17 protein-coding genes and 1 pseudogene are annotated in these 19,573 nt (G+C 69.7%); 12 read left to right on the top strand and 6 right to left on the bottom strand.

The annotated features are described in order from the left end of the window. Positions 1-11 precede the first annotated feature (11 nt). From lon to A176_RS24005, 9 genes are all read left to right on the top strand, one after another. Positions 12-2,462, top strand: coding sequence for an endopeptidase La (gene lon, locus A176_RS24045; protein ID WP_002637351.1), 2,451 nt, complete (start codon positions 12-14; stop codon positions 2,460-2,462). A gap of 137 nt (positions 2,463-2,599) precedes the next feature. Continuing rightward, entirely contained in the window at positions 2,600-4,300 is a 1,701-nt protein-coding gene (locus A176_RS24040) for a peptide ABC transporter substrate-binding protein (RefSeq protein ID WP_044890960.1), read from the top strand. 577 nt (positions 4,301-4,877) lie between these two features. Beyond that, positions 4,878-5,762, top strand: a complete 885-nt coding sequence (locus A176_RS24035; protein ID WP_002637353.1) for an ABC transporter permease subunit — start codon at positions 4,878-4,880, stop codon at positions 5,760-5,762. Then, entirely contained in the window at positions 5,759-6,571 is an 813-nt protein-coding gene (locus A176_RS24030) for an ABC transporter permease subunit (RefSeq protein WP_002637354.1), read from the top strand. The genes A176_RS24035 and A176_RS24030 overlap by 4 nt, the downstream gene beginning before the upstream one ends. 104 nt (positions 6,572-6,675) lie before the next feature. Next, on the top strand, positions 6,676-7,140 hold the full coding sequence (locus A176_RS24025; protein ID WP_002637355.1) for a response regulator: 465 nt from the start codon (positions 6,676-6,678) through the stop codon (positions 7,138-7,140). A gap of 72 nt (positions 7,141-7,212) precedes the next feature. Further along, the gene (locus tag A176_RS24020; RefSeq protein WP_002637356.1) at positions 7,213-7,758 is read left to right on the top strand and encodes a YqgE/AlgH family protein; all 546 of its coding nucleotides are present in this window, start codon (positions 7,213-7,215) and stop codon (positions 7,756-7,758) included. Continuing rightward, positions 7,758-8,015 (top strand): BolA family protein, encoded by a 258-nt coding sequence (locus A176_RS24015; protein ID WP_002637357.1) that lies wholly within the window; start codon positions 7,758-7,760, stop codon positions 8,013-8,015. Before A176_RS24020 ends, A176_RS24015 begins: the two co-directional genes overlap by 1 nt. A gap of 15 nt (positions 8,016-8,030) precedes the next feature. Continuing rightward, complete coding sequence (gene grxD / locus A176_RS24010) at positions 8,031-8,351, top strand: Grx4 family monothiol glutaredoxin (RefSeq protein WP_002637358.1); 321 nt, start codon at positions 8,031-8,033, stop codon at positions 8,349-8,351. Positions 8,352-8,439: 88 nt separating this feature from the next. Continuing rightward, positions 8,440-9,831, top strand: a complete 1,392-nt coding sequence (locus A176_RS24005; protein WP_002637359.1) for a DUF2914 domain-containing protein — start codon at positions 8,440-8,442, stop codon at positions 9,829-9,831. Between the two features lie 7 nt (positions 9,832-9,838). On the opposite strand, the gene A176_RS24000 is transcribed toward A176_RS24005, so the two are convergent. Together A176_RS24000 and A176_RS23995 are read right to left on the bottom strand one after the other, a co-directional pair. After that, positions 9,839-11,392 (bottom strand): aminopeptidase P family protein, encoded by a 1,554-nt coding sequence (locus tag A176_RS24000; protein ID WP_002637360.1) that lies wholly within the window; start codon positions 11,390-11,392, stop codon positions 9,839-9,841. A 31-nt stretch (positions 11,393-11,423) separates the two neighbouring features. Next, positions 11,424-12,187: pseudogene (locus tag A176_RS23995) on the bottom strand (16S rRNA (uracil(1498)-N(3))-methyltransferase). A 111-nt stretch (positions 12,188-12,298) separates the two neighbouring features. Here A176_RS23995 and A176_RS23990 point away from each other — a divergent pair. After that, positions 12,299-13,495 carry a tRNA-uridine aminocarboxypropyltransferase gene (locus A176_RS23990; RefSeq protein WP_021781577.1) on the top strand — a complete coding sequence of 399 codons (1,197 nt, stop codon included), beginning with the start codon at positions 12,299-12,301 and terminating at the stop codon, positions 13,493-13,495. A gap of 225 nt (positions 13,496-13,720) precedes the next feature. Here the strand turns inward: A176_RS23990 and A176_RS40155 are convergent, their stop codons facing one another. Genes A176_RS40155 through A176_RS23980 form a run of 3 tightly spaced genes read right to left on the bottom strand, consistent with a single transcriptional unit; the run spans position 13,721 to position 16,168 of the window. Then, positions 13,721-14,038, bottom strand: a complete 318-nt coding sequence (locus A176_RS40155; protein ID WP_226993972.1) for a tetratricopeptide repeat protein — start codon at positions 14,036-14,038, stop codon at positions 13,721-13,723. Then, positions 14,002-15,513, bottom strand: a complete 1,512-nt coding sequence (locus A176_RS23985) for a FecR domain-containing protein (RefSeq protein ID WP_226993971.1) — start codon at positions 15,511-15,513, stop codon at positions 14,002-14,004. Before A176_RS23985 ends, A176_RS40155 begins: the two co-directional genes overlap by 37 nt. Then, the gene (locus tag A176_RS23980) at positions 15,500-16,168 is read right to left on the bottom strand and encodes an RNA polymerase sigma factor (RefSeq protein ID WP_002637364.1); all 669 of its coding nucleotides are present in this window, start codon (positions 16,166-16,168) and stop codon (positions 15,500-15,502) included. Before A176_RS23980 ends, A176_RS23985 begins: the two co-directional genes overlap by 14 nt. A 235-nt stretch (positions 16,169-16,403) precedes the next feature. Between A176_RS23980 and A176_RS23975 the strand changes: the two genes are divergently transcribed. Continuing rightward, positions 16,404-17,648: a hypothetical protein gene (locus tag A176_RS23975; protein ID WP_044890940.1), complete on the top strand. Its 1,245-nt coding sequence runs from the start codon at positions 16,404-16,406 to the stop codon at positions 17,646-17,648. Between the two features lie 18 nt (positions 17,649-17,666). Here the strand turns inward: A176_RS23975 and A176_RS23970 are convergent, their stop codons facing one another. Beyond that, complete coding sequence (locus A176_RS23970) at positions 17,667-18,653, bottom strand: class I SAM-dependent methyltransferase (protein WP_044890959.1); 987 nt, start codon at positions 18,651-18,653, stop codon at positions 17,667-17,669. A 136-nt stretch (positions 18,654-18,789) separates the two neighbouring features. Between A176_RS23970 and A176_RS23965 the strand changes: the two genes are divergently transcribed. After that, complete coding sequence (locus tag A176_RS23965; RefSeq protein ID WP_002637367.1) at positions 18,790-19,551, top strand: crotonase/enoyl-CoA hydratase family protein; 762 nt, start codon at positions 18,790-18,792, stop codon at positions 19,549-19,551. Positions 19,552-19,573: the final 22 nt, after the last annotated feature.

Here is a 19,573-nt window from a genome sequence, read left to right as displayed (position 1 = left end):
GTGGCGGATACATGTTCTTCGGACGTGACGACAAGAAGGAAGCCCAGAAGCGGGGTCTCACCGTCCCGCTCTTGCCCCTTCGGGACATCATCGTGTTCCCGCACATGGTGGTGCCGTTGTTCGTCGGCCGGGAGAAGTCCATCGCGGCGTTGAAGGACGCGATGGCGCACAAGGGGCCGGACGACAAGGCCGTCATCCTGCTGGCGGCGCAGAAGAAGGCCAAGACGAACGACCCCACCCCGGACGACATCTTTCACTTCGGCACGCTGGGCCACGTCATCCAGCTCCTCCCGCTGCCCGACGGCACGGTGAAGGTGCTGGTCGAAGGCGTGCGCCGCGCCAAGGTGAAGAAGTTCCACCCCAACGACGCCTTCTTCATGGTCGAGGTGGAAGAGGTCGAGGAGCAGACGGAGAAGACGGTGGAGCTGGAGGCGCTGGTTCGCAGCGTCCACTCCGTCTTCGAGGCCTTCGTCAAGCTCAACAAGCGCATCCCGCCCGAGATGCTGATGCAGGTCGCCAGCATCGACGACCCGGCGCGGCTCGCGGACACCATCGTCGCGCACCTCTCCCTGAAGCTGAACGACAAGCAGGCCCTGCTCGAGACGGAGTCCCCGGCCAAGCGCCTGGAGAAGCTCTACGAGCTGATGCAGGGTGAGATCGAGATTCTCCAGGTGGAGAAGAAGATCCGCACGCGCGTCAAGAAGCAGATGGAGAAGACCCAGAAGGAGTACTACCTGAATGAGCAGATGCAGGCCATTCAGAAGGAGCTGGGTGAGCGCGACGAGTTCAAGAACGAGATTCAGGAGATTGAAGAGAAGCTGAAGAACAAGCGGATGAGCAAGGAGGCCACGCTCAAGGTCAAGAAGGAGCTGAAGAAGCTCCGGATGATGAGCCCGATGAGCGCCGAGGCCACCGTCGTCCGCAACTACATCGACTGGATCATCAGCCTCCCCTGGTACGACGAGACGCAGGACCGTCTGGACGTCACCGAGGCGGAGACGGTGCTCAACGAGGACCACTACGGCTTGAAGAAGCCGAAGGAGCGCATCCTCGAGTACCTGGCCGTGCAGCAGCTCGTGAAGAAGCTCAAGGGCCCCGTGCTGTGCTTCGTCGGTCCTCCGGGCGTGGGCAAGACGTCGCTGGCGCGCTCCATCGCGCGGGCCACGGGCCGCAAGTTCGTGCGCCTGTCGCTGGGCGGCGTGCGTGACGAGGCGGAGATTCGCGGCCACCGCCGGACGTACATCGGCGCGATGCCGGGCAAGCTCATCCAGTCGCTGAAGAAGGCGGGCAGCAACAACCCCGTCTTCCTGCTCGACGAAATCGACAAGATGTCCACGGACTTCCGAGGCGACCCGAGCGCGGCGCTGCTGGAGGTGCTGGACCCCGAGCAGAACCACAACTTCAACGACCACTACCTGGACCTCGATTACGACTTGTCCAAGGTGATGTTCATCTGCACCGCGAACACGATGCACAACATCCCCGGTCCGCTGCAGGACCGCATGGAGGTGATTCGCATCGCGGGGTACACCGAGCCGGAGAAGCTCTCCATCGCCCGGCGTTACCTCATCCCGAAGGAGCAGGAGGCCAACGGGCTGGCGGACCTCAAGGTCGACATCTCCGACCCGGCGCTGCGCACCATCATCCACCGCTACACGCGGGAGTCGGGCGTGCGTTCGCTCGAGCGTGAGATTGGTGGCGTGTTCCGCAAGATTGCCCGCGACGTGCTGAAGAACGGCAAGCGGGACATCGAGGTGGACCGGAAGATGGCCATGAAGTTCCTGGGCACGCCTCGCTACCGTTACGGCGTGGCGGAGCGCGAGGACCAGGTGGGCATCGTCACGGGCCTCGCCTGGACGGAGCTGGGCGGCGAAATCCTCACCACCGAAGCCACGGTGATGCCGGGCAAGGGCAAGCTCATCATCACCGGCAAGCTGGGTGAGGTGATGCAGGAGTCCGCACAGGCGGCCATGTCCTACGTGCGCAGCCGCGCCGAGCGCTTCGGCATCGACCGCAAGGTGTTCGAGAACTACGACATCCACGTCCACTTGCCGGAAGGCGCGATTCCGAAGGACGGTCCGTCCGCCGGCGTCACCATCTGCACCGCCCTGGTGAGCGCGCTCACGCGCGTGCTCATCCGCCGCGATGTGGCCATGACGGGTGAAATCACCCTGCGTGGACGGGTGCTCCCCATTGGTGGCCTGAAGGAGAAGACGCTGGCCGCGCACCGCGCGGGCATCAAGACGGTCCTCATCCCGAAGGCGAACAAGAAGGACCTGAAGGACATCCCGCTGAAGATTCGCAAGCAGCTTCGCATCGTCCCGGTGGAGTTCGTGGACGACGTGCTGCGCGAGGCGCTGGTGCTGGAGAAGCCGGAGGAGTTCGGCCGCAAGCCCTCGACGGACGGCGGCAAGCTGGGCACGGAGCTGCCGGCCTCGTCTCCGGCCGTGGCCCCGGCCTAGCGGAGGCAGACAGCACCCGGTGGGCCTCCGCGCCCGCCGGGCCGCGTTGAAGGGAAGCCAGGATGCCGGACGACCAAGGTCGCCGGGTTCCTGGCTTCTCCTTTTCTGGCGCCTGGAGCTTCGGGGTAGAAGGGGCCCTGGTGGCTCCGCGCGCTCGACTCCGGTGGTGGTGGTACCTGGTGGCGGTGGTGGCCGCCTCGTGCGGGCCGTGCGGCTTCCAGCCCGAGCCCGGCGTGAAGGTCGTGGTGCCGTCCATGCCCGCCACGCTGGATTGGAGCCACTCGGATCCGGATAGCTGGGCGAACTACCCGGTGATGCTGGCCACCCAGCGCGGACTCACGCAGTTGCAGCCGGACCACACCGTGGGGCCAGGGCTGGCGGAGCGGTGGGAGCGCGTCACGGATGCGCGGGGGCGGGACGTCTATACGTTCCACCTGCGTCAGGATGTGCGCTGGTCCAACGGCGCGCCGCTCGTGGCCCGCGACTTCGTCGTGGGGTGGCGCCGAGCGCTCCAGGGCCGTGAGCGCGGGGAGATGGCGGACATCGACGGGGCGTCGGAGGTGCTGGCGCTCCAGGAGCGCGGCGCGCCCGAGGCGGAGGTCCACGCGGCGATGGAGCGCGTGGGCGTGGAGGCCGTGGACTCGCACACGTTGCGCGTCATGCTGGCGCGGCCTCGCAGCTACTTCCTGGCCCGTGTGGCCAACGTGTACCTGTTCTATCCGGCGCCCTCGGCGGACCTGGAGGGGAAGTCCGACGAGGAGGTGCGGGATTACTTCGACCGTCCTCGCGAGGGGCGGCCGTTGGCGCTGGGGCCCTACCGCGTCGACCAGTGGGACCGGGCGGGGGAGCGGGTGCGGCTCGTGTACAACCCGGGCTCGGCGTTTCCTCCGCCGCTGGCGCCGGGCGAGGTGCCCGCGCCCGTCATCACGCTGATGAAGTCGGAGATTGGCCCGGCGCTGTACGAGCGGGGGCGGGTGGAGTTCGTCTTCGTGGACAGTGCCGCGGCGCTGCGCATCCACCGGCCCGCGGACTTGCGCCGCGAGCCGCTGCTGTCCACGTACTTCCTGGCGTTCAACACGGAGAAGGCGCCGTTGGACAGGCCCGAGGTTCGGCGCGCGCTGTCGAGGGCGCTGGACCGTGAAGCGCTGGTGGCGGGATTGCTGCCCGCGGCGCGGCCGTCGCATGTGCTGTTGCCTCCGGAGCTTCCTCTGGCCGCGAACGCGGAGGAGGCGGGGCGATTGCCGCACTACGCGCCGGAGCAGGCGCGGGCGGAGCTGGCGGGTGTGGCGGGGTTGGGTCGTCCGTTGCGGCTCGTCTACAGGTCGGGAGATGGGTTTGTGCCCGAGGTGGCCATCGCGGAGCGGGTGGCGGCGCAGCTCGCGCGGGTGGGCGTGAAGGTGGTGTTGGAGGCGCGCTCGGATTTCTCGGCGGAGATTTCGCGGCGCTCGGCGCAGGGGCCTCGGACGTATGACTTGTACCTGCGGCGGCTGGGGGCGGATTACGCGCACCCGAATACGTTCTTCACGCTGTTCGAGCGCGAGGGCAACCACCAGACGGGCTGGGAGACGCAGGCGGGTGGTGAGCCCCTGGCGCGCTTCGAGCGACTGCTGGAGGCCGGGGATGCTGCTCCGGACGACGTGAGTGCCCGTGCGCGGTACGTCGAGGCGCAGGAGGTGCTGGTGGGAGAACAGGCGGTGATTGCGCCTCTGTACCACCCGGACCGTTACTACCGCGCGCATGAGCGGCTGCGTGGGTTGGACGTGGACCCGTTCAACTTCCTCGCGTTGCGAGCACTGCGTGTGACGATGGATTCGCCTGTCGCACAGGAGGCGCCGTGAGCGGCCGCTTCCGTGCTGACGTTCTGTTCGGCGGCGGCAGCGCGCGCAGGAGCTGCGTGGTGCTCGGTCCCTTCGTCGTAGGCACTGCGTGCGCCGCACCTGCCGACAGTCGCGGAGGGGCCTCTCGCAGCGGCGGTGCCACGCGTGTTCCGTTCATCGCATGCGCGGCAGACGCGACACCTGTCGCTATGTGCGGAGGGGCCTCCCGCAGCGGCGGTGCCACGCGTGTTCCCTTCATCGTAGGCACTGCGTGCGCCGCACCTGCCGCCAGTCGCGGAGGGGCCTCCCGCAGCGGCAGTGCCACGCGTGGTCCCCTCGTCGTAAGCACTGCGTACGCCGCACCGGCCGACAGTCGCGGAGGGGCCTCTCGTAGCGGCGGTATCGTGCGCATTCCCTTCGTCGTAGGCGCTGCGTACGCCGCACCTGCGGACAGTCGCGGAGGGGCCGCGCTTCGGGGCGCTACTGTGCGTGGCTTCTCCATGGCGGCCGCTGCCCCTGTCGACGTCAGCGGAGGCACTGGGCGAGCGAACGGCACTGAGCACGATTGTGCCCGCGCTGTCCCTGCTTGGGGCGCGCCATGAAGGCCGTGGCTCAGCGGCTGGTGCGGCAGGTGGTGCTGGTGCCCGTGGTGGCCATCGCGTCGTACTTCCTCATGGCCGCCTTGCCGCTCACCACCGAGACGGATGCCAAACGGCAGGTGTCGCGTGAACTCGCCGCCTCGTATCGGCGCGACCTGGGCATCGGCGAGCCCCTGGGTTTTCTGCGCCCGTGGGAGAAGCTCTTTCGTGGCGAGCGCCTGGGCACGAGCGCCCAGGGCATCACCGGTGATGAGCTGCTGACGAAGCTCTCCGGCAGCGTGGGCGTGGGCTTGATGGCGCTGCCGCTCGCGCTGACGTGGGCCTTGGGCTTCGCGCTGCTGCGCACCCGATGGCGCAAGGGCCGCTGGTCCGCCATGGGCGACGTGGTCCCCGCCGTGGCGTTCGGCACCCCCGTCTTCATCCCTGCGTTGCTGCTGGCCCCCGCCGTGGTGGAGCGCGGCAACCTGCTCCCGGAACTGTGCGCGGCGCTGGTGACGTCCATCTGGCCCGGCATCTTCCTGGGCACGCTGGTCGGGGACTCCTTGGAGGCGGAGTTGTCTCGCGACTACGTGCGCACGGCGCTGGGCAAGGGCCTGTCCCGCGCCACCGTGCTGCGCCGTCACGTCCTGCCCAACGTGTGGCCCGCGATGCTCGACGCCGTGGGGCCCGTGGCCACATCATTGCTCGCGGGCTCGTTCGCGGCGGAGCGCGTCCTCGGGCTGCCGTACTTCGGGCAGCTCTACGTCCTCGCCGTGCTCAACAAGCAGGTGGCCGTCGTCGTCGTCGCCACCACCACCTTCGCCACGCTGCTCGTCATCGTGAGCCTCGCTGTGGAGGTGCTGCGCTACGCCGTGGACCCTCGCTCCCGTGAGGCAACCACATGAACCGCGTCCCGGTGCGCGCTCGCGTGGGACTGGCGCTCCTCGTCGGGCTCGGGCTGCTGAGCCTCCTCGCGGGGCGGCTCTTCCCAGAGGCCCTGGCCCAGACGTGCCCCCTGGGCATGGACCCCACGCGCCCGGACCGCACCGTGTGCGAGCTGGCCTTCGGCGGCCTCTGGGTCTCCCTCGCCGTGGGCCTCGCGGCGGGCGCGCTCTCCACGCTCATCGGCCTCACCGTCGCGGCGGTGGCGCGGCTCTCCGGAGGCGTCGTCGAGCAGACCCTGCTCCGTGCCGTGGACGCCGTGTTCGCCCTCCCAGACGTGCTCGTGGTGATGGTGCTCCAACTCGCGGGCCAGTCGCTCGCGGACGCGGGGCAGGGTGGGGGCCTGGGCCCGTTCGGGTTGATGGTCGCCTCGCTCGCCCTGGTCGGCTGGGCCGGTCCCGCGCGCATGTTCCGCAACCGCCTGGCGACGCTCGAATCGCAGGAATACGTCGCGGCGTCGCGGGCGCTCGGCGGCGGAGGACTGCACCTGCTGCGCGTCCACCTGTGGCCCGCGCTGCGCCCCTTCGCCCTGGCGGTGTTCCTCTCCCGCCTGCCCGCCGCCATCCTCACCGAGTCCACCGTCAGCTTCTTCGGCATCGCCCGCATGGAGCCCATGTCCCTGGGCCGCTACCTGGGCACCAGCTACGCGGCCCTCATCTACGAAGGCGGAGGCCGCGTCGTGCTGCCTGCCTGGGCCCTGCTCGTGCTGCTGGTGCTCGGCGCCTCGCTCGCCTCCCAGGCGCTTTCCGGGGCACCTCGCAGGGCAGCCTGACGGACGGCGTGAGCGGACCGTCGGCTCCGCTCCGAAGTGGAATTCCCAACGTTGAGGGAGGGGTTCTCCTCACACGGAAACCTTTTGCCCACATCGGTGACGCCATGTCCCTCACGACCAGCGAAGAGCTTGCCACCTCCACCGAACTCGACACCCGCGAGCGCGAGGAGCAGCGCGCGGACACGCTCAAGTTGGAGCCCGCGCGCGGCGCGGTGCTCGTTGTCGAGGACGACCCCTCCCACCGCGAAATCCTCGTCGAGATGCTGGCGGGCTGGGGCTACGAGCCCTTGCCCGTGGGCAGCGCCGAGGAGGCCGAGTTCGCCGTGCGCAACAAGCGCATGGACGCGGCCATCGTCGACGTCTTCCTGCCCGGCCGCAGCGGCGCCACCCTCATGTCCCGGCTGCGCGAGCGCTTCCCGCAGTCCGTGCTCATCGGCGTGAGCGCCATGAGCGACGCGGCCATGGCGCGCAAGTGCAAGGGCCTGGGCGCGGACCTCTTCATCGGCAAGCCCCTGGACCCCCAGCGGCTGGCCGAGGCGCTCCAGTCCAGGCACACGAGCTGGCACTGACGGCCCCTCCGGCAGGGGCCGCCGGGGCGGGTTCCGGTTGCGCCATCCGCGTGAACGGTTGATGCTCCTTGCGTGAAGAACCTCGCTCCCGGCTTGCTGGTCGCCATGCCCCAGCTCGGCGACCCGAATTTCTACCGCTCGGTCGTCCTGATGCTCGAGCACAGCGAGACGGGCTCCATGGGGCTCGTCATCAACCGGAGCGCGCCGCTGACGCTCGGTGAGCTGGCGCGCGGGCAGAACCTGAGCGTCGCCGCGGGCCGCAAGGAGCACCCCGTGTTCCTGGGCGGCCCGGTGGAGCCCCAGCGGGGCTTCGTCCTCCACGATGACCCGGAGCAGCGCGAGAAGCACGCGGTGCTTCCCGGCCTGTTCCTGAGCGTGACGCTGGACGCGCTGGGCCCCCTGCTGACGAATCCGAACCCACGCCTGCGCTTCTGCCTGGGGTATGCGGGGTGGGGGCCCAAGCAAATCGAGAGCGAAATCGCCGCCGGCTCCTGGCTCTTCACCGAGGCCACGACGGAGTCGGTGCTGGGGCTCGAGCCCTCGAAGCTGTGGGATACGACGTTGCGAAGCATGGGGGTGGACCCCGCCATGCTGGTGATGGGAAGGGGAATGAACTGATGCTCGACGCTGAATTCATCCGGGCCCGCATCCTGGAGGCCCTGCCGGGCTCCGAGGTGGACGTGCGGGACTACACCGGGACGGGAGACCACTACGAGGCCCGGGTGGTGAGCCCTGACTTCGCGGGGAAAGCGATGGTGCAACAGCACCAGCTCGTGTACGCGCCCCTGCAGCAGTGGCTGAAGAGCGGCGAGCTGCATGCGCTCGCGCTAAAAACCTATTCTCCCGAGCAGTGGAAGAAGCTCGGGACACGCTAAGAAGGAGCGGTACCCATGACGCCTGAACTCAAGGCCCGGTTGGAGCAGGAGACGCAGTCGCACAAGATTGTCCTTTTCATGAAGGGCAATGCCTTGTTCCCGCAGTGTGGTTTCTCCGCGCGGGCCCTGCAGTTGTTGCAGCCCCTGGGGGAGGTCCACACGGTGGACGTGCTGTCGGATCCGGAGATTCGCCAGGGCATCAAGGACTTCACCAACTGGCCCACCATTCCCCAGATTTTCATCAACGGGCAGTTCGTCGGCGGCTCCGACATCCTCATGGAGCTGCATGAGCGCGGGGAGCTGGCCGACCTGGTCGCGGGCAAGAGCCCGGCCTAGCGGACGGGGCCTCGGGCATGACGGGCGAGGGGAGACCGACTCCCCTCGCTGCGGCTAGGATGGGAGGCCGCTGCCCCGAGGAACCCCCGTGGTCACCGCCAACCGTCACAACGCTCCCCAGAACCCGGACGAAGCCGCCGACGTGCCCGCAACCCCGGCTGTCGATGCGAACGTCCCCGTCGCTGATACCAACGCCGCCGTCGCCCTGACGGACACCGTCCTGCCGGCCCATGCGCCCGGCGTGACGGTGGACCCGGACGACCTGGTGGACACGGCGAAGACGCCCACCCTCCTGGACAAGGTGCAGCAGTTCCGCGCCCGTCACGAGAAGTGGGAGATGGCCCTCTTCTTCTTCGGAGGCTTTCTCTACGACGTCATCACCATCAGCCGCATCGACGACACGCTGACGCTGGTGCAGAACTTCGGCTACCTGCTGGTCCTCACGGGCCTGCTCCTCATGGAGCAGCGCTACCCGGACGGCGTGGAGCCTCCGAAGTTCCTCGTGAAGGTGTGGCGTTGGCGCGAGGACGCCATCCACTTCCTCTTCGGAAGCCTGCTCAGCGCGTTCATGCTGCTGCTCTTCAAGAGCTCGTCCGGCGCGCTGCCGTACCTCTTCGTGGGAGGCATCTTCGCCCTGCTGGCGGCCAACGAGCTGCCGGTGTTCCGCAAGCTGGGCCCCGTCATGCGCATGGTGCTGCTCAGCCTGAGCGTGACGATGTACTTCGTCTGCCTGCTCCCGGTGGCGCTCGGGCGCATGGGCTTCTGGGTCTTCCTGCTGGCCGTCGCGCTGGGCTCGGCGAGCATCTTCGGGATGATGCGCCTCATTGCCCGCTGGCGCCCGGATGACCGCCGCTACGTGCTGCGCAACGTGGCCATCCCCGGCTTCGGCGTGCAGGCGGCGCTCTTGGGGCTGTACGTGGTGGGCGTGATTCCGCCGCTGCCGGTGTCGGTGCAGTTCGCGGGCATCTACCACCAGGTGGAGCGGGTGAGCCCGGGCATCTACCACCTGTCCTCGGTGGACGCCCGCACCTGGTACAAGCCGTGGACGTGGGGCGACCCGGACTTCCTGATGCAGCAGGGGGACAAGCCCTACTACTTCTTCCGCATCTTCGCGCCGAAGCACTTCCAGGCCTACAAGGTCCGCGTGCGCTGGTACTTCGACGACCCGCAGAAGGGCTGGACGACGTACGGCAACGGCTTCGTGGCCGACGTGAGCAGCAACGGCACGGACGGCGGCTACCGCTACTACGCGACGACGTCCAACCTGAAGCCCGGCAAGTGGCGCGTGGTGCTGGAGACGGAGGACGGGCACGAAATCCACCGGCTGAGCTTCACCGCCGGGTCGGACCCGAGCTCGACGCCGCGCACGTTCGACGTCGACGTGTCCACGCTCAAGGACGTGAAGCCCCTGCCGCTGGCGGAGTGGCAGGAGCGGGCGGCGGCGAGCGTGAAGCCCGCCACCACGCCAAAGGCGAAGTAGGCCCGTCCTACTTCTTCTTTTTCTTCTTCTTGCCGGCCTTGTCCTCCGCCCACAGGCCCTTCATCCAGGACTCCACGTCCTTGGTGGCGCGGGGGATGTCGGCGGAGAGGACCTTGCAGCCGCGCGCGGTGACGACGACGTCGTCCTCGATGCGCACGCCGATGCCGCGGTAGCGCTTGGGCACGGTGAGGTCGTCCGTCTGGAAGTACAGGCCCGGCTCCACCGTCAGCACCATGCCGGCCTGGAGCTTCCCGTACTTGTAGGCCTCCTGCCGCGCCTGGGCGCAGTCATGCACGTCCAGGCCCAGCATGTGGCTGACGTTGTGGAGCGAGTAGCGCTTGTAGAACTGGTGCTCGTCCTTGAGCGCCTCCTCGGCGCTGTCGAGGATGCCCAGGGACTCCAGGCCCTCGGCGAGCACGCGCATGGCGGCGCGGTTGGGCTCCATGAAGTCGTTGCCCGGCTTCACCTGCGCGAAGGCCGCGTCCTGCGCCTTCAGCACCAGCTCGTAGATTTCGCGCTGCTCCGACGTGAACTTGCCGGTGATGGGCAGGGTGCGGGTGATGTCCGCGGTGTAGAGCGTCTGGCCCTCCACGCCCGCGTCCAGCAGCAGCAAGTCGCCGGGGACCAGCGGCCCGTCGTTGTGGTGCCAGTGCAGCACGCACGCGTGCGAGCCCGCCGCGGCGATGGTGCGGTAGCCCACGTCGTTGCCTTCCACGCGGGCGCGGAGGTTGAAGATGCCCTCCACGTAGCGCTCCGTCTTCGCCGTCTTCAGGCCGCGGATGACGTCCTCGAAGCCGCGCTGCGTGGAGTCGATGGACGTCTGCAGCTCCTTCAGCTCCTGCGCGTCCTTGAGCAGGCGCATCTCCGACAGCGCCTGGGCCAACTGCTTCTCCTTGTCCTTCTCCGCGGGCTCCTTCACGGCGCCGTCCACCTTGGGGGACAGGCCGCGCAGCACGCGGGTGGACGGGCTCGACTCGCCGCCGAGGCTGGCGAGGAAGTCCGGCAACTCGTTGAGGCCGCGCGCCTGGTCCACGCCATAGCGGGCCTGGCTCTCCTTCACGCCCAGCCGCGGGCCTTCCCACAGCTCACCCTTCACGCGGTCGGTGAAGAACGTGGCGTCGGTGCGGCCCGGGTTGGGCTCCACGAAGAGGACGTCGGTGTGGCCGCCCTTCTCCTTGGGCTGGAGCACGATGACGCAGTCCGGCTCCATGTTGCCGGTGAGGTAGTAGAAGTCGCTGCCCGGCCGGAAGCGGAAGTTGGTGTCGTTGGCGCGCACCTTCTCGTGGCCGCTGGGGATGACGAGCGTCTCGCCAGGGAACAGCTTGGAGAGCGCGCGGCGGCGGGCCTTGAAGGACTCCGCGTTCTTGATTTTGGGCGGAAGCTTCTTCGAGCGCGGCTTCCAGTCCTTCATCATGAAGTCGAGCAGGGCCGGAGGCGGCACCGTGTCGTGCGTGGCGGGCTTCGCCGGCGCGGCGGCGGGAGCCTGCTCCTCGGACGTGACGAGGGGCTGTTGCTCGCCCAGGGCGGGCTGAGCGGCGGCGGAAGAGCGGTTCGTGGCCATGGACCACTCTTCACCCGCGCGCGGCGGTACTTCAAGCCCGAGTTGGCTCGGAGGGCGCGGTGATGTCTTCTCGTAGAAGTGTGACCTGCCCAAGGAGGACGGGCACGGCTGTCTCCACGCGAAGAATGCGGGGCCCCAACGAAAAAGGGTGGAAACCGTGGGCTTCCAGAAGGTCCGTTTCGAAGGGCACCCAGCCTCCGTCCGGGCCAATGGCGAGTACGACGCGCTGAGCCGTCCCCACGCCCAGCGCGCGGAGGGGCTGCTTCGCGGGCGGGTGGGGGAGCAGGCGCAGTGTTTCCTTCCCGAACACGGCGTCGAGTTCATCCTCGACGAAGGGGCGGAAGCGCTCGCGCACGAGGACCTCCGGCAGGCGCGTGTCGCGGGCCTGCTCCAGGCCCTGGATGAGCAGCTCGTGGACGAAGGCGGCGTCCAGCACCTTGGAGTCGAAGTAGCTCTTCTCCACGCGCGCCGCGTTGACCAGGACAATGCGGTCCACGCCCAGCGAGGCCACCGCGGGCAGCACCTTCTTCAAGGCCTTGGGGCGGGGATGGCCAGCAGCAGGTCGATGCCTGGGCGCGGGGGCGGTGGCTCGGTGAGGGTGACGCGGACGTGCAGCACGCCCGCGCTGTTCTCCAGGACCTCGCCGGTGCCGGTGAGGCCGCCCAGCCGCCCCACGCGGAGGGATTCGCCGGGTTCGGCCCGAAGCACCTCCCGGGCATGCTGGGCCCTCCGCCCGGTGAGCCGCGCGGTGCCGTCTGGCAGGAAGTCGTCGTCGAGCAGGAGCAGCAGATTCACGGAGGGCTCTGTACTTTGCCGTCCAGGGGGAGGCCAGCCCCCTGGCCCCCCGCCTGCCCCGGCTTCTCGGGTGGCGGGACTTGCCCGGTTCCGAGGGGTGCCGTAAAGGCGGTGGCCGTGCGTAACCTCTGTCTGCGTTGTCGTCGTCCCGAGAGCACGTGTTATTGCGCGCAGTTGCCGCCCCGGCTGGAGACGCGCACGCGCGTGGTGTTCCTCCAGCACCCGCGTGAGAGCCGCGTCGCCATTGGCACCGCGCGCATGGCCCACCTGTCGCTGAGCAACTCGGAGCTGCACGAGGGCGTCGACTTCACCGGCCACGCGCGGTTGGAAGCGCTGGCGGCCCAGCCGGAGTCGGTGGCCGTGCTGTTCCCGGGCGAGGACGCCATCACGGTGGAGGAGGCGAGCCTCAATCCGCCCAAGACGCTCATCGTGGTGGATGGCACCTGGCCACAGGCGAAGAAGGTCGTCTCGCGCAACCCGGTGCTGGCGGGCCTGCCGCGCATCGGCTTCGTGCCGCGCCGACCGAGCAACTACCGCATTCGCGCGGAGCCCGCGGACCACTGCGTGTCCACCATCGAGGCGGTGGTGGAGATGCTGGGCATCCTGGAAGGTGACCCGGCGCGCTTCGACACCATGCTGCGGGCGTTCGAGTACATGGTGGACACGCAGTTGGAGCGGCAGTCGACGCGGACGTCGCCCAACCGGCGCCGCATCTACTTCGGGCCGTGGCGTCCGCCCCTGGAGCTGCGCTCACTGGCCGAGCGCTTCGAGAAGCTGGTCCTCTTCTACGGCGAGGCCAACGCGCACCCGGCGGGCGGCGACGAGTTTCCCACCGAGCTGGTGCACGCGGTGGCGTGCCGACCGTCCACAGGCGAGCGCTTCGAGGCTGTCATCGCGCCCGAGCAGCCGCTGGCCTACAGTACGCCGCTGCACGTGGAGCTGTCCGAGGACGTCCTCCGCGCGGGCGAGCCCCGGCTGGAGGCGATGAATCGCTTCGAGGCCTTCCTCCGTCCCGACGACGAGCTGGCGGTGTGGACGACCTTCGCGTTGGATTTGTTGTGGGCGGGTGGCATCTCCCGGCGGCCGTCAAGCAGCGTGCGGCTGGCCACGGCGCGCGCGTTGAAGGGCAAGGCGGGCGGGGTGGAGCAGGCGATGGAGCTGCTCCGAGGGCCGGACGTGGAGCAGTGGGCCCCGGGCCGGGCGGGCCGTCGCATTCGCGCGCTGGAGTCCGTGGTGCGTGAGCTGGTGGCGCGAGGCAACGCCACCGAGCCACCGCAGAAGCTGCCGCGCACGGGCACCGAGGGCTGACGCCAGGGCTGCCGGACGTCGGCTGCTGGACGCCCAGCGGAACCGAGCGCTGGCGCTTGGCGCGCTGAGCGGGGCGATCGGCCGCGAATGCGCGTGCAGTGCTGACCTCTGCCGTGCTTCGGAGGCTCCAATGACCGCGCACGGAGTATCGAAGGGCGACGTCGGCGGTGTCCGCGTTGCGCCCTCGGGGGCTCCCGCCCAGCGCTCCCCTGAGGGCAGCCGGTCTCAGGGCAGCAAGGCCGCGCGGGCCTCCTTGATGTATTTCCCGCGCGGGAACTCCTGGAGGTAGATGCGGTACTCGTCCCGGGCCCGGTGGGATTCGAGCTTCTCCTCGAAGCACCGCGCCCGCAGGTAGCGAGCCTGCTCCCGGTGGGCCTTGCGCGGGCTGCGCTCGGCAATCTCCTCCAGGCCCACGAGGAAGTTCTCACACTTGCGCGAGCTGATTTGAATCCGGGCGTAGCCCAGGAACCGCTCGTCCGCGTTCTTCGAGACCAGGGCCATGGGAATCAGCGGCTCGCGCTTCTTCGGAACCTTCTTGGCCACCACCTCGGGTTGCGCCTCCGGGGCGGCGGGCGCGGGGGATTCACCGATGGGAGCGGGTAGGGCGCGAACTCCTGGCCGGGGTCCACGGGGGCTGGAGGCGCCAGTGCCGCGTTGCCAGCGGCGCCCACCGGCGCCAGGGCATTGGCGGGAGGTGGCGCACTCGGACCGGGCGTCACCGCCGAGATGGCTTCAGGCTGCGTTCCGGGCGTCACCGCCGACGTGGCTTCCGGCGTCGTTGGGGGCTGCGTCCCTGGCGTGGCCGCGGCGATGGCGCCTGGAGTGGTTGGCGGCGGGTCGGCCGGCGCGAGCGGACCGGGGGGCACCCCCGTGATGCCACCCTGCGTGGTGTCTGGCGACGCGCGCGGTGCTTCGGTCTTCTGCACGGGGCGCGTGGCGCTGGGCCGCACCGGCTCCGTGACGGCGGGCTCGCGCAGCTCCGCGAACGCCCGCAGGTCCGGCTTCGACATCTTCCGTGGGCTCAGCGTGTGCTTTTGCGAGTGGAGCTCCAGCCGCTCCCCCGCGCTGACCAGCCGCGCGGGCTGACCGTCCGCCTCGACACGGACCTGGCCCTCGGCCACGGCCACCGCCGCGCCATCCTTCGTCCGTTCCACCGTGAAGACGGTTCCCACCACGGACACGCGCATGCCCGCGGCCTCGACGAGGAAGCCGTGCCGCTCCGCGTGTGACGCTTCCACGGAGAGGCGTCCCTGCTTCACCGTGAGGTGGACGTCGCGGGACTCCGCCCGGGAGAGCTCCACCTCCGAGCCCGCGGACAGCCTCACCCGGCTCTCGTCGGGCAGGCGCAGCATCGCGCTGGACCGGGCGGGGGTTCGCACCGCCGTGCCCGACCGCAGCCGCATGCCCGGTGCCAAGGCGCGTTCCTGTCCTCCGGTCTCCCGGATGACGGCACCGGAGGTGGCGGTACGCTCGGCCTCCACGATGGCCACGCGCTCTCCCGGTGGGGTGTCGCCGCCAGTCGGTTCATCGTTCAGCGGAGGCGCCTGGGCGATGCCCCCAGGGAGCACGTCCTCTCCGTGTGCGGTGCCATCCGGTACATCTGTCGTCGCGCGCCCCGTCGTTCCTCGCGCTGGCAGGGAGCCAGCCTCGCGCGCAGGGCGCTCCGCCACGAGCCCATCCGCGCCGCCGAGACCCGCCGGAGCACGGACCAGCCACAGCACCAGCAGCACCGCGCAGGTCCCGGCGAGGGCCACCGCCCACGGCCAACGGACCGTCGGGCGGGAGCCCCCCAGCCGTCGCGCGGCCTCCGAGCGCAGCCGCTCGCTCATCACGTTCGTGCGCATCGCGGGTGACACATCACGCGCGTCCTGCAGCACGGCGCGGGACTGGCGGACCTGTTCCAGGGCCTGGGCGCACGCCTCACAGTCCGCGACGTGCGCTTCCACACGGACGCGAGCCTCCGCGTCCAGCTCACCCGCGGCCAGGGCCCACAGCGCGAGGTGCTCAGGGTGCGCCATGGGAACCTCCAGAACGGCTTTCGCCGAGCAGACGCTGCATGGCTTCGTTGAACTCCAGCCGCGCGTGGTGCAGCCGGCTGCGGACGGTGTTGGGCGAGCTTCCCACGGCCTCGGCGATCTCGTCCGGGCTCATTCCACACAGCTCGTAGTAGACGAAGACGATGCGCTTCTTCGGCTTCAACTTCTCCAGAGCCAGCTCCACCAGCCGCGCCGCCTGACGCCTCGCCGCGGCGCGTTCCGGGTCCTCCCCGTGGGCCTCTGTCTCCGGCAGCTCCCCGAAGCTGTCCTCGGGCCTGCGGCGTTTCCAGCGCAGGTGGGACAGGGCCACGTTCGAGCACACCCGGTAGAAGAAGGTCCGGAACTTGGACTCGCCCCGGTAGCCCTTCACGGCCGTGAGCAGCCGGATGTAGGCCTCTTGAAGGAGGTCCTCCACGTCCACGCGGTTTCCCACGAGGTGCCACAGCGTCCGGGACGCGTCCGCGTGCGTGAGGGCGTAGAGCTGTTCGAAGGCGGTCAGGTCCCCGTCCTGGATGCGGCGGACCAATCCCTGGAGCCGTGATTCATCCAACGCGGGCGCGCCAGACGTGGCGGTGCCCGTTCGCGCCTCCGGGAGGCTGGTGGCGTGCGCGAATGAGCGGGCTCCACGCAGGAACACCAGGGGTTCTCCCTCGGCCGAGGGCAACGGCCCGACCCCGGCCGGGGCAAGTCCGCTGACCAGATGAAAGGTCCAGGCCACTACATACCTCCATGGCCATGGGTCTCCGGAAAGACGAATGCCGATCAAATAAATTTTTTGATCATCCGTCTGGGCTACGGAGTCCATCGGTGCAGAAACCGGACAACCCCTCCGGTGGCCGGACCGGTTCCCCACGCATTTGGAGTCCCCACCCATGCGGAACACACCCAGTCGTAGCCTGATGTGGCTGCCGCTGCTCGCGGTACTCGCCGTCCTCCCAAGCTGCATTGTCCATGGTGAGGACGACTGGTACGACGACTTCGACGACGACATCTGCCTCTGCGCGTCCGACCGGGACTGCGACAGCGGCCAGAGCTGCCGCGGCGGGGTGTGTCGCGACATTCCGCGTGGCACGGGACAGTGTTCGACGTCCATCGACTGCTCGGGCTCGCAGATCTGCATCAACAGCTACTGCGTGCAGCCCTGCTCGCGGGATTCCCAGTGCGGCGCGGACCAGAAGTGCCAGGACCGCTTCTGCGTGGGCACGGGCTCCTCGGACGGCGGGACGCGCCCGGACGCCGGCACGGACGGTGGAACTCGCCCGGACGCGGGCTCTGACGGTGGCACCCGCCCGGATTCCGGCACGGACGGCGGGACGCGCCCGGATGCGGGCTCGGACGGTGGCACCCGCCCGGACGGCGGCGCGGTGGACGGTGGCTCCGGTCCCCAGGCGTGCCGGGTCAATCTGGACTGCGGCGCGGGGAACTACTGCATCAACAACCAGTGCATCCGCGGCTGCCATGACGACACCTGGTGCGATGCTTCGGACATGTGCGTGAGCGGCCTGTGCCGCCCCCGCCCGGTGGACCCGAATCACTGCTCCACGGCCGCGGACTGCTCGGGCGGCAAGGACTGCGTGGATGGCCAGTGCCGCGCGGCGTGCGAATCCACCACCCAGTGCCCGGAGAACTACGCCTGCCAGATTGGCTACTGCCTGCCCATCCCGGACGGCGGCGAGTGCCGCGCCAACTGCGACTGCCCCGCCGGCAAGGTCTGCTTCAATGGCCAGTGCAAGGCGCCGGAGCCGGACCCGGGCCAGACGTGCGTGGCCAACTGCGACTGCCCCTCGGGTGAAGTCTGCACGGGTGGCTACTGCCGTCCGCCGGCGCCGCCGCCTCCGCCGCCGGATGCGGGCACGGGCCCGGCCTGCCAGGCCAACTGCGACTGCCCCTCGGGGATGGTCTGCTCCAACGGCCAGTGCAAGGCGCCGCCGCCTCCGCCGGTCCTGGACGCCGGGACGTCCACCCCGGTGTGCCGCGCCAACTGCGAGTGCCCCGCCGGTCAGGTCTGCACGGATGGCGCCTGCAAGCCGGTCAACACGGGCAGCGGCAATAGCTGCCAGGCCAACTGCGAGTGCCCGGCCGGCGAGCGCTGCCTCGACAACGTCTGCTGGCTGTAGCCGGGACGGACGCCCGCGTCAGGGAGCCACCATGCGCCAGCAGCGGTGGATCTCCTTGCGCTGGAAGTCCTCGGGGATGGAGCGCGGGGTGATTTCCTCCACCTCCATCCCCCGCGTGGCCTTCGGGTCCAGTTGGAACCCCAGGAAGTTGTTGGAGAAGTAGAGGACGCCGCCGGGCGCCAGCAGCGCCCGGATGGCGGCCAGCAGGCGAGGGTGGTCGCGCTGCACGTTGAAGCTGCCCGACATCTTCTTCGACGTGGAGAAGGACGGCGGGTCGCACACCACCAGGTCGTACCGCTCCGGCGCGCCGGCCTGCGCTTCCACCCAGGCCTTGGCGTCCGCGCGCACCAGGACATGGCGCGCGTCGGCCAGCCCGTTGAGCTCCAGGTTGTCCTCAGCCCAGTCCAGGTACGTGTTGGACAGGTCCACCGTCATCGTGCTCGCGGCGCCCCCGGCGGCGGCGTAGACGGTGAAGGCCCCGGTGTACGCGAAGAGGTTGAGGAAGCGCTTGCCCCGGGCCTCCTCCCGCACGCGCGCGCGGGTGTTGCGGTGGTCCATGAACAGGCCGGTGTCCAGGTAGTCGCCCAGGTTCACCCAGAACTTCAGGCCCTGCTCCTCCACCACCAGGCGCCCGCTGTCCTGTCCCACCCGGCCGTACTGGGAGCGGCCCCAGGGCTGGGGCGTGTGGGTTTTCACGAAGATGCGCTCGGGCGGGACGGCCAGCGCCTGTGACACCGCGGCGAGGACCTCCTCCCGCTGCGCGTCCGCGGCGCCGGAGGCAATCGCGCGCCGGCGGGGGTACTCCACCACGTGGACGCAGTCGCCGTAGATGTCGATGGCGAAGGGGTACTCGGGGATGTCCCTGTCGTAGACGCGGAAGGCCGTCAGGCCCTGCGTCCGGGCCCACTTGCGGAAGCGCTTGTCGCCCTTGCGCAGGCGGTTGGCGAACATGCCCGATGGGCCGTTCGCGTCGTGAGAGCCCTGATTCCCGTCTGTATCCACCATGCCCAAGCGTCCTTCCGTCCAGACCACCGCGGCCCCCTCATCCCCGACTCTCCGGCGGACGACAAGCGCGGAAAGGCCTCCCGCGCGGCGCTTGGACGATTGCGGTCCCCGCCCGAGGGAAGAAGACTCCGGCGCCATGAGCGTGCGCGTCGAGAAGAGCGGCCCCGTCACCACCGTCATCCTGCACCGCCCGGAGGTGCGCAACGCCGTGGACGGCGTCACCGCCCAGGCGCTGGCGGACGCCTTCCGGGCCTTCGACGCGGACCCGGACGCGAAGGTGGGCGTGCTCCACGGGGACGGCGGCACCTTCTGCGCGGGCGCGGACCTGAAGGCCGTGTCGGAGGGGCGGCTGCCCCGGTTGGAGCTGGATGGCGACGGCCCCATGGGCCCCTCGCGCATGCTGCTGTCCAAGCCCGTCATCGCGTCCATTGGCGGGCATGCGGTGGCGGGTGGACTGGAGCTGGCCCTGTGGTGCGACCTGCGCGTGGCGGAAGAGGACGCGGTGCTGGGCGTCTTCTGCCGGCGCTGGGGTGTGCCCCTCATCGACGGCGGCACGCTGCGGCTGCCCCGGCTCATTGGCCTGTCGCGGGCGCTGGACCTCATCCTCACCGGCAGGCCCGTCCCCGCACAGGAGGCGCTGGCCATGGGGCTGGTGAACCGCGTGGTGCCCCGGGGACAGGCGCGCGAGGCGGCCGAGGCACTGGCGCGGGAGGTGGCCGCGTTCCCCCAGGCGTGCATGAAGGCGGACCGGCGCTCGGCCTATGAGCAGGGGGGCCTGGGCCTGGAGGAAGCACTGCGTCAGGAATTCTCGCGCGGCGTCAAGGTGCTGGAGTCGGAGTCCCTCGCCGGCGCCACGCGATTTGCCCAGGGGGCGGGGCGTCACGGGAAGTTCGAATAGGCAGGTCCTGCTGCGCGGCCCC

Source organism: Myxococcus hansupus (genome assembly GCF_000280925.3).
GTDB classification, from domain to species: domain Bacteria; phylum Myxococcota; class Myxococcia; order Myxococcales; family Myxococcaceae; genus Myxococcus; species Myxococcus hansupus.
This window is presented reverse-complemented; position numbering and strand designations above follow the sequence as displayed.

Excerpts from the sequence above, each read along its gene's own strand:
- grxD (WP_002637358.1), top strand. The coding sequence starts at position 8,031 with ATGACGCCTGAACTCAAGGCCCGGTTGGAGCAGGAGACGCAGTCGCAC.
- lon (WP_002637351.1), top strand. The coding sequence starts at position 12 with ATGTTCTTCGGACGTGACGACAAGAAGGAAGCCCAGAAGCGGGGTCTC.
- A176_RS24035 (WP_002637353.1), top strand. The coding sequence starts at position 4,878 with ATGAAGGCCGTGGCTCAGCGGCTGGTGCGGCAGGTGGTGCTGGTGCCC.
- A176_RS24025 (WP_002637355.1), top strand. The coding sequence starts at position 6,676 with ATGTCCCTCACGACCAGCGAAGAGCTTGCCACCTCCACCGAACTCGAC.
- A176_RS23985 (WP_226993971.1), bottom strand. The coding sequence starts at position 15,513 with ATGGCGCACCCTGAGCACCTCGCGCTGTGGGCCCTGGCCGCGGGTGAG.
- A176_RS23965 (WP_002637367.1), top strand. The coding sequence starts at position 18,790 with ATGAGCGTGCGCGTCGAGAAGAGCGGCCCCGTCACCACCGTCATCCTG.
- A176_RS24000 (WP_002637360.1), bottom strand. The coding sequence starts at position 11,392 with ATGGCCACGAACCGCTCTTCCGCCGCCGCTCAGCCCGCCCTGGGCGAG.
- A176_RS24030 (WP_002637354.1), top strand. The coding sequence starts at position 5,759 with ATGAACCGCGTCCCGGTGCGCGCTCGCGTGGGACTGGCGCTCCTCGTC.
- A176_RS23970 (WP_044890959.1), bottom strand. The coding sequence starts at position 18,653 with ATGGTGGATACAGACGGGAATCAGGGCTCTCACGACGCGAACGGCCCA.
- A176_RS23975 (WP_044890940.1), top strand. The coding sequence starts at position 16,404 with ATGCGGAACACACCCAGTCGTAGCCTGATGTGGCTGCCGCTGCTCGCG.
- A176_RS24015 (WP_002637357.1), top strand. The coding sequence starts at position 7,758 with ATGCTCGACGCTGAATTCATCCGGGCCCGCATCCTGGAGGCCCTGCCG.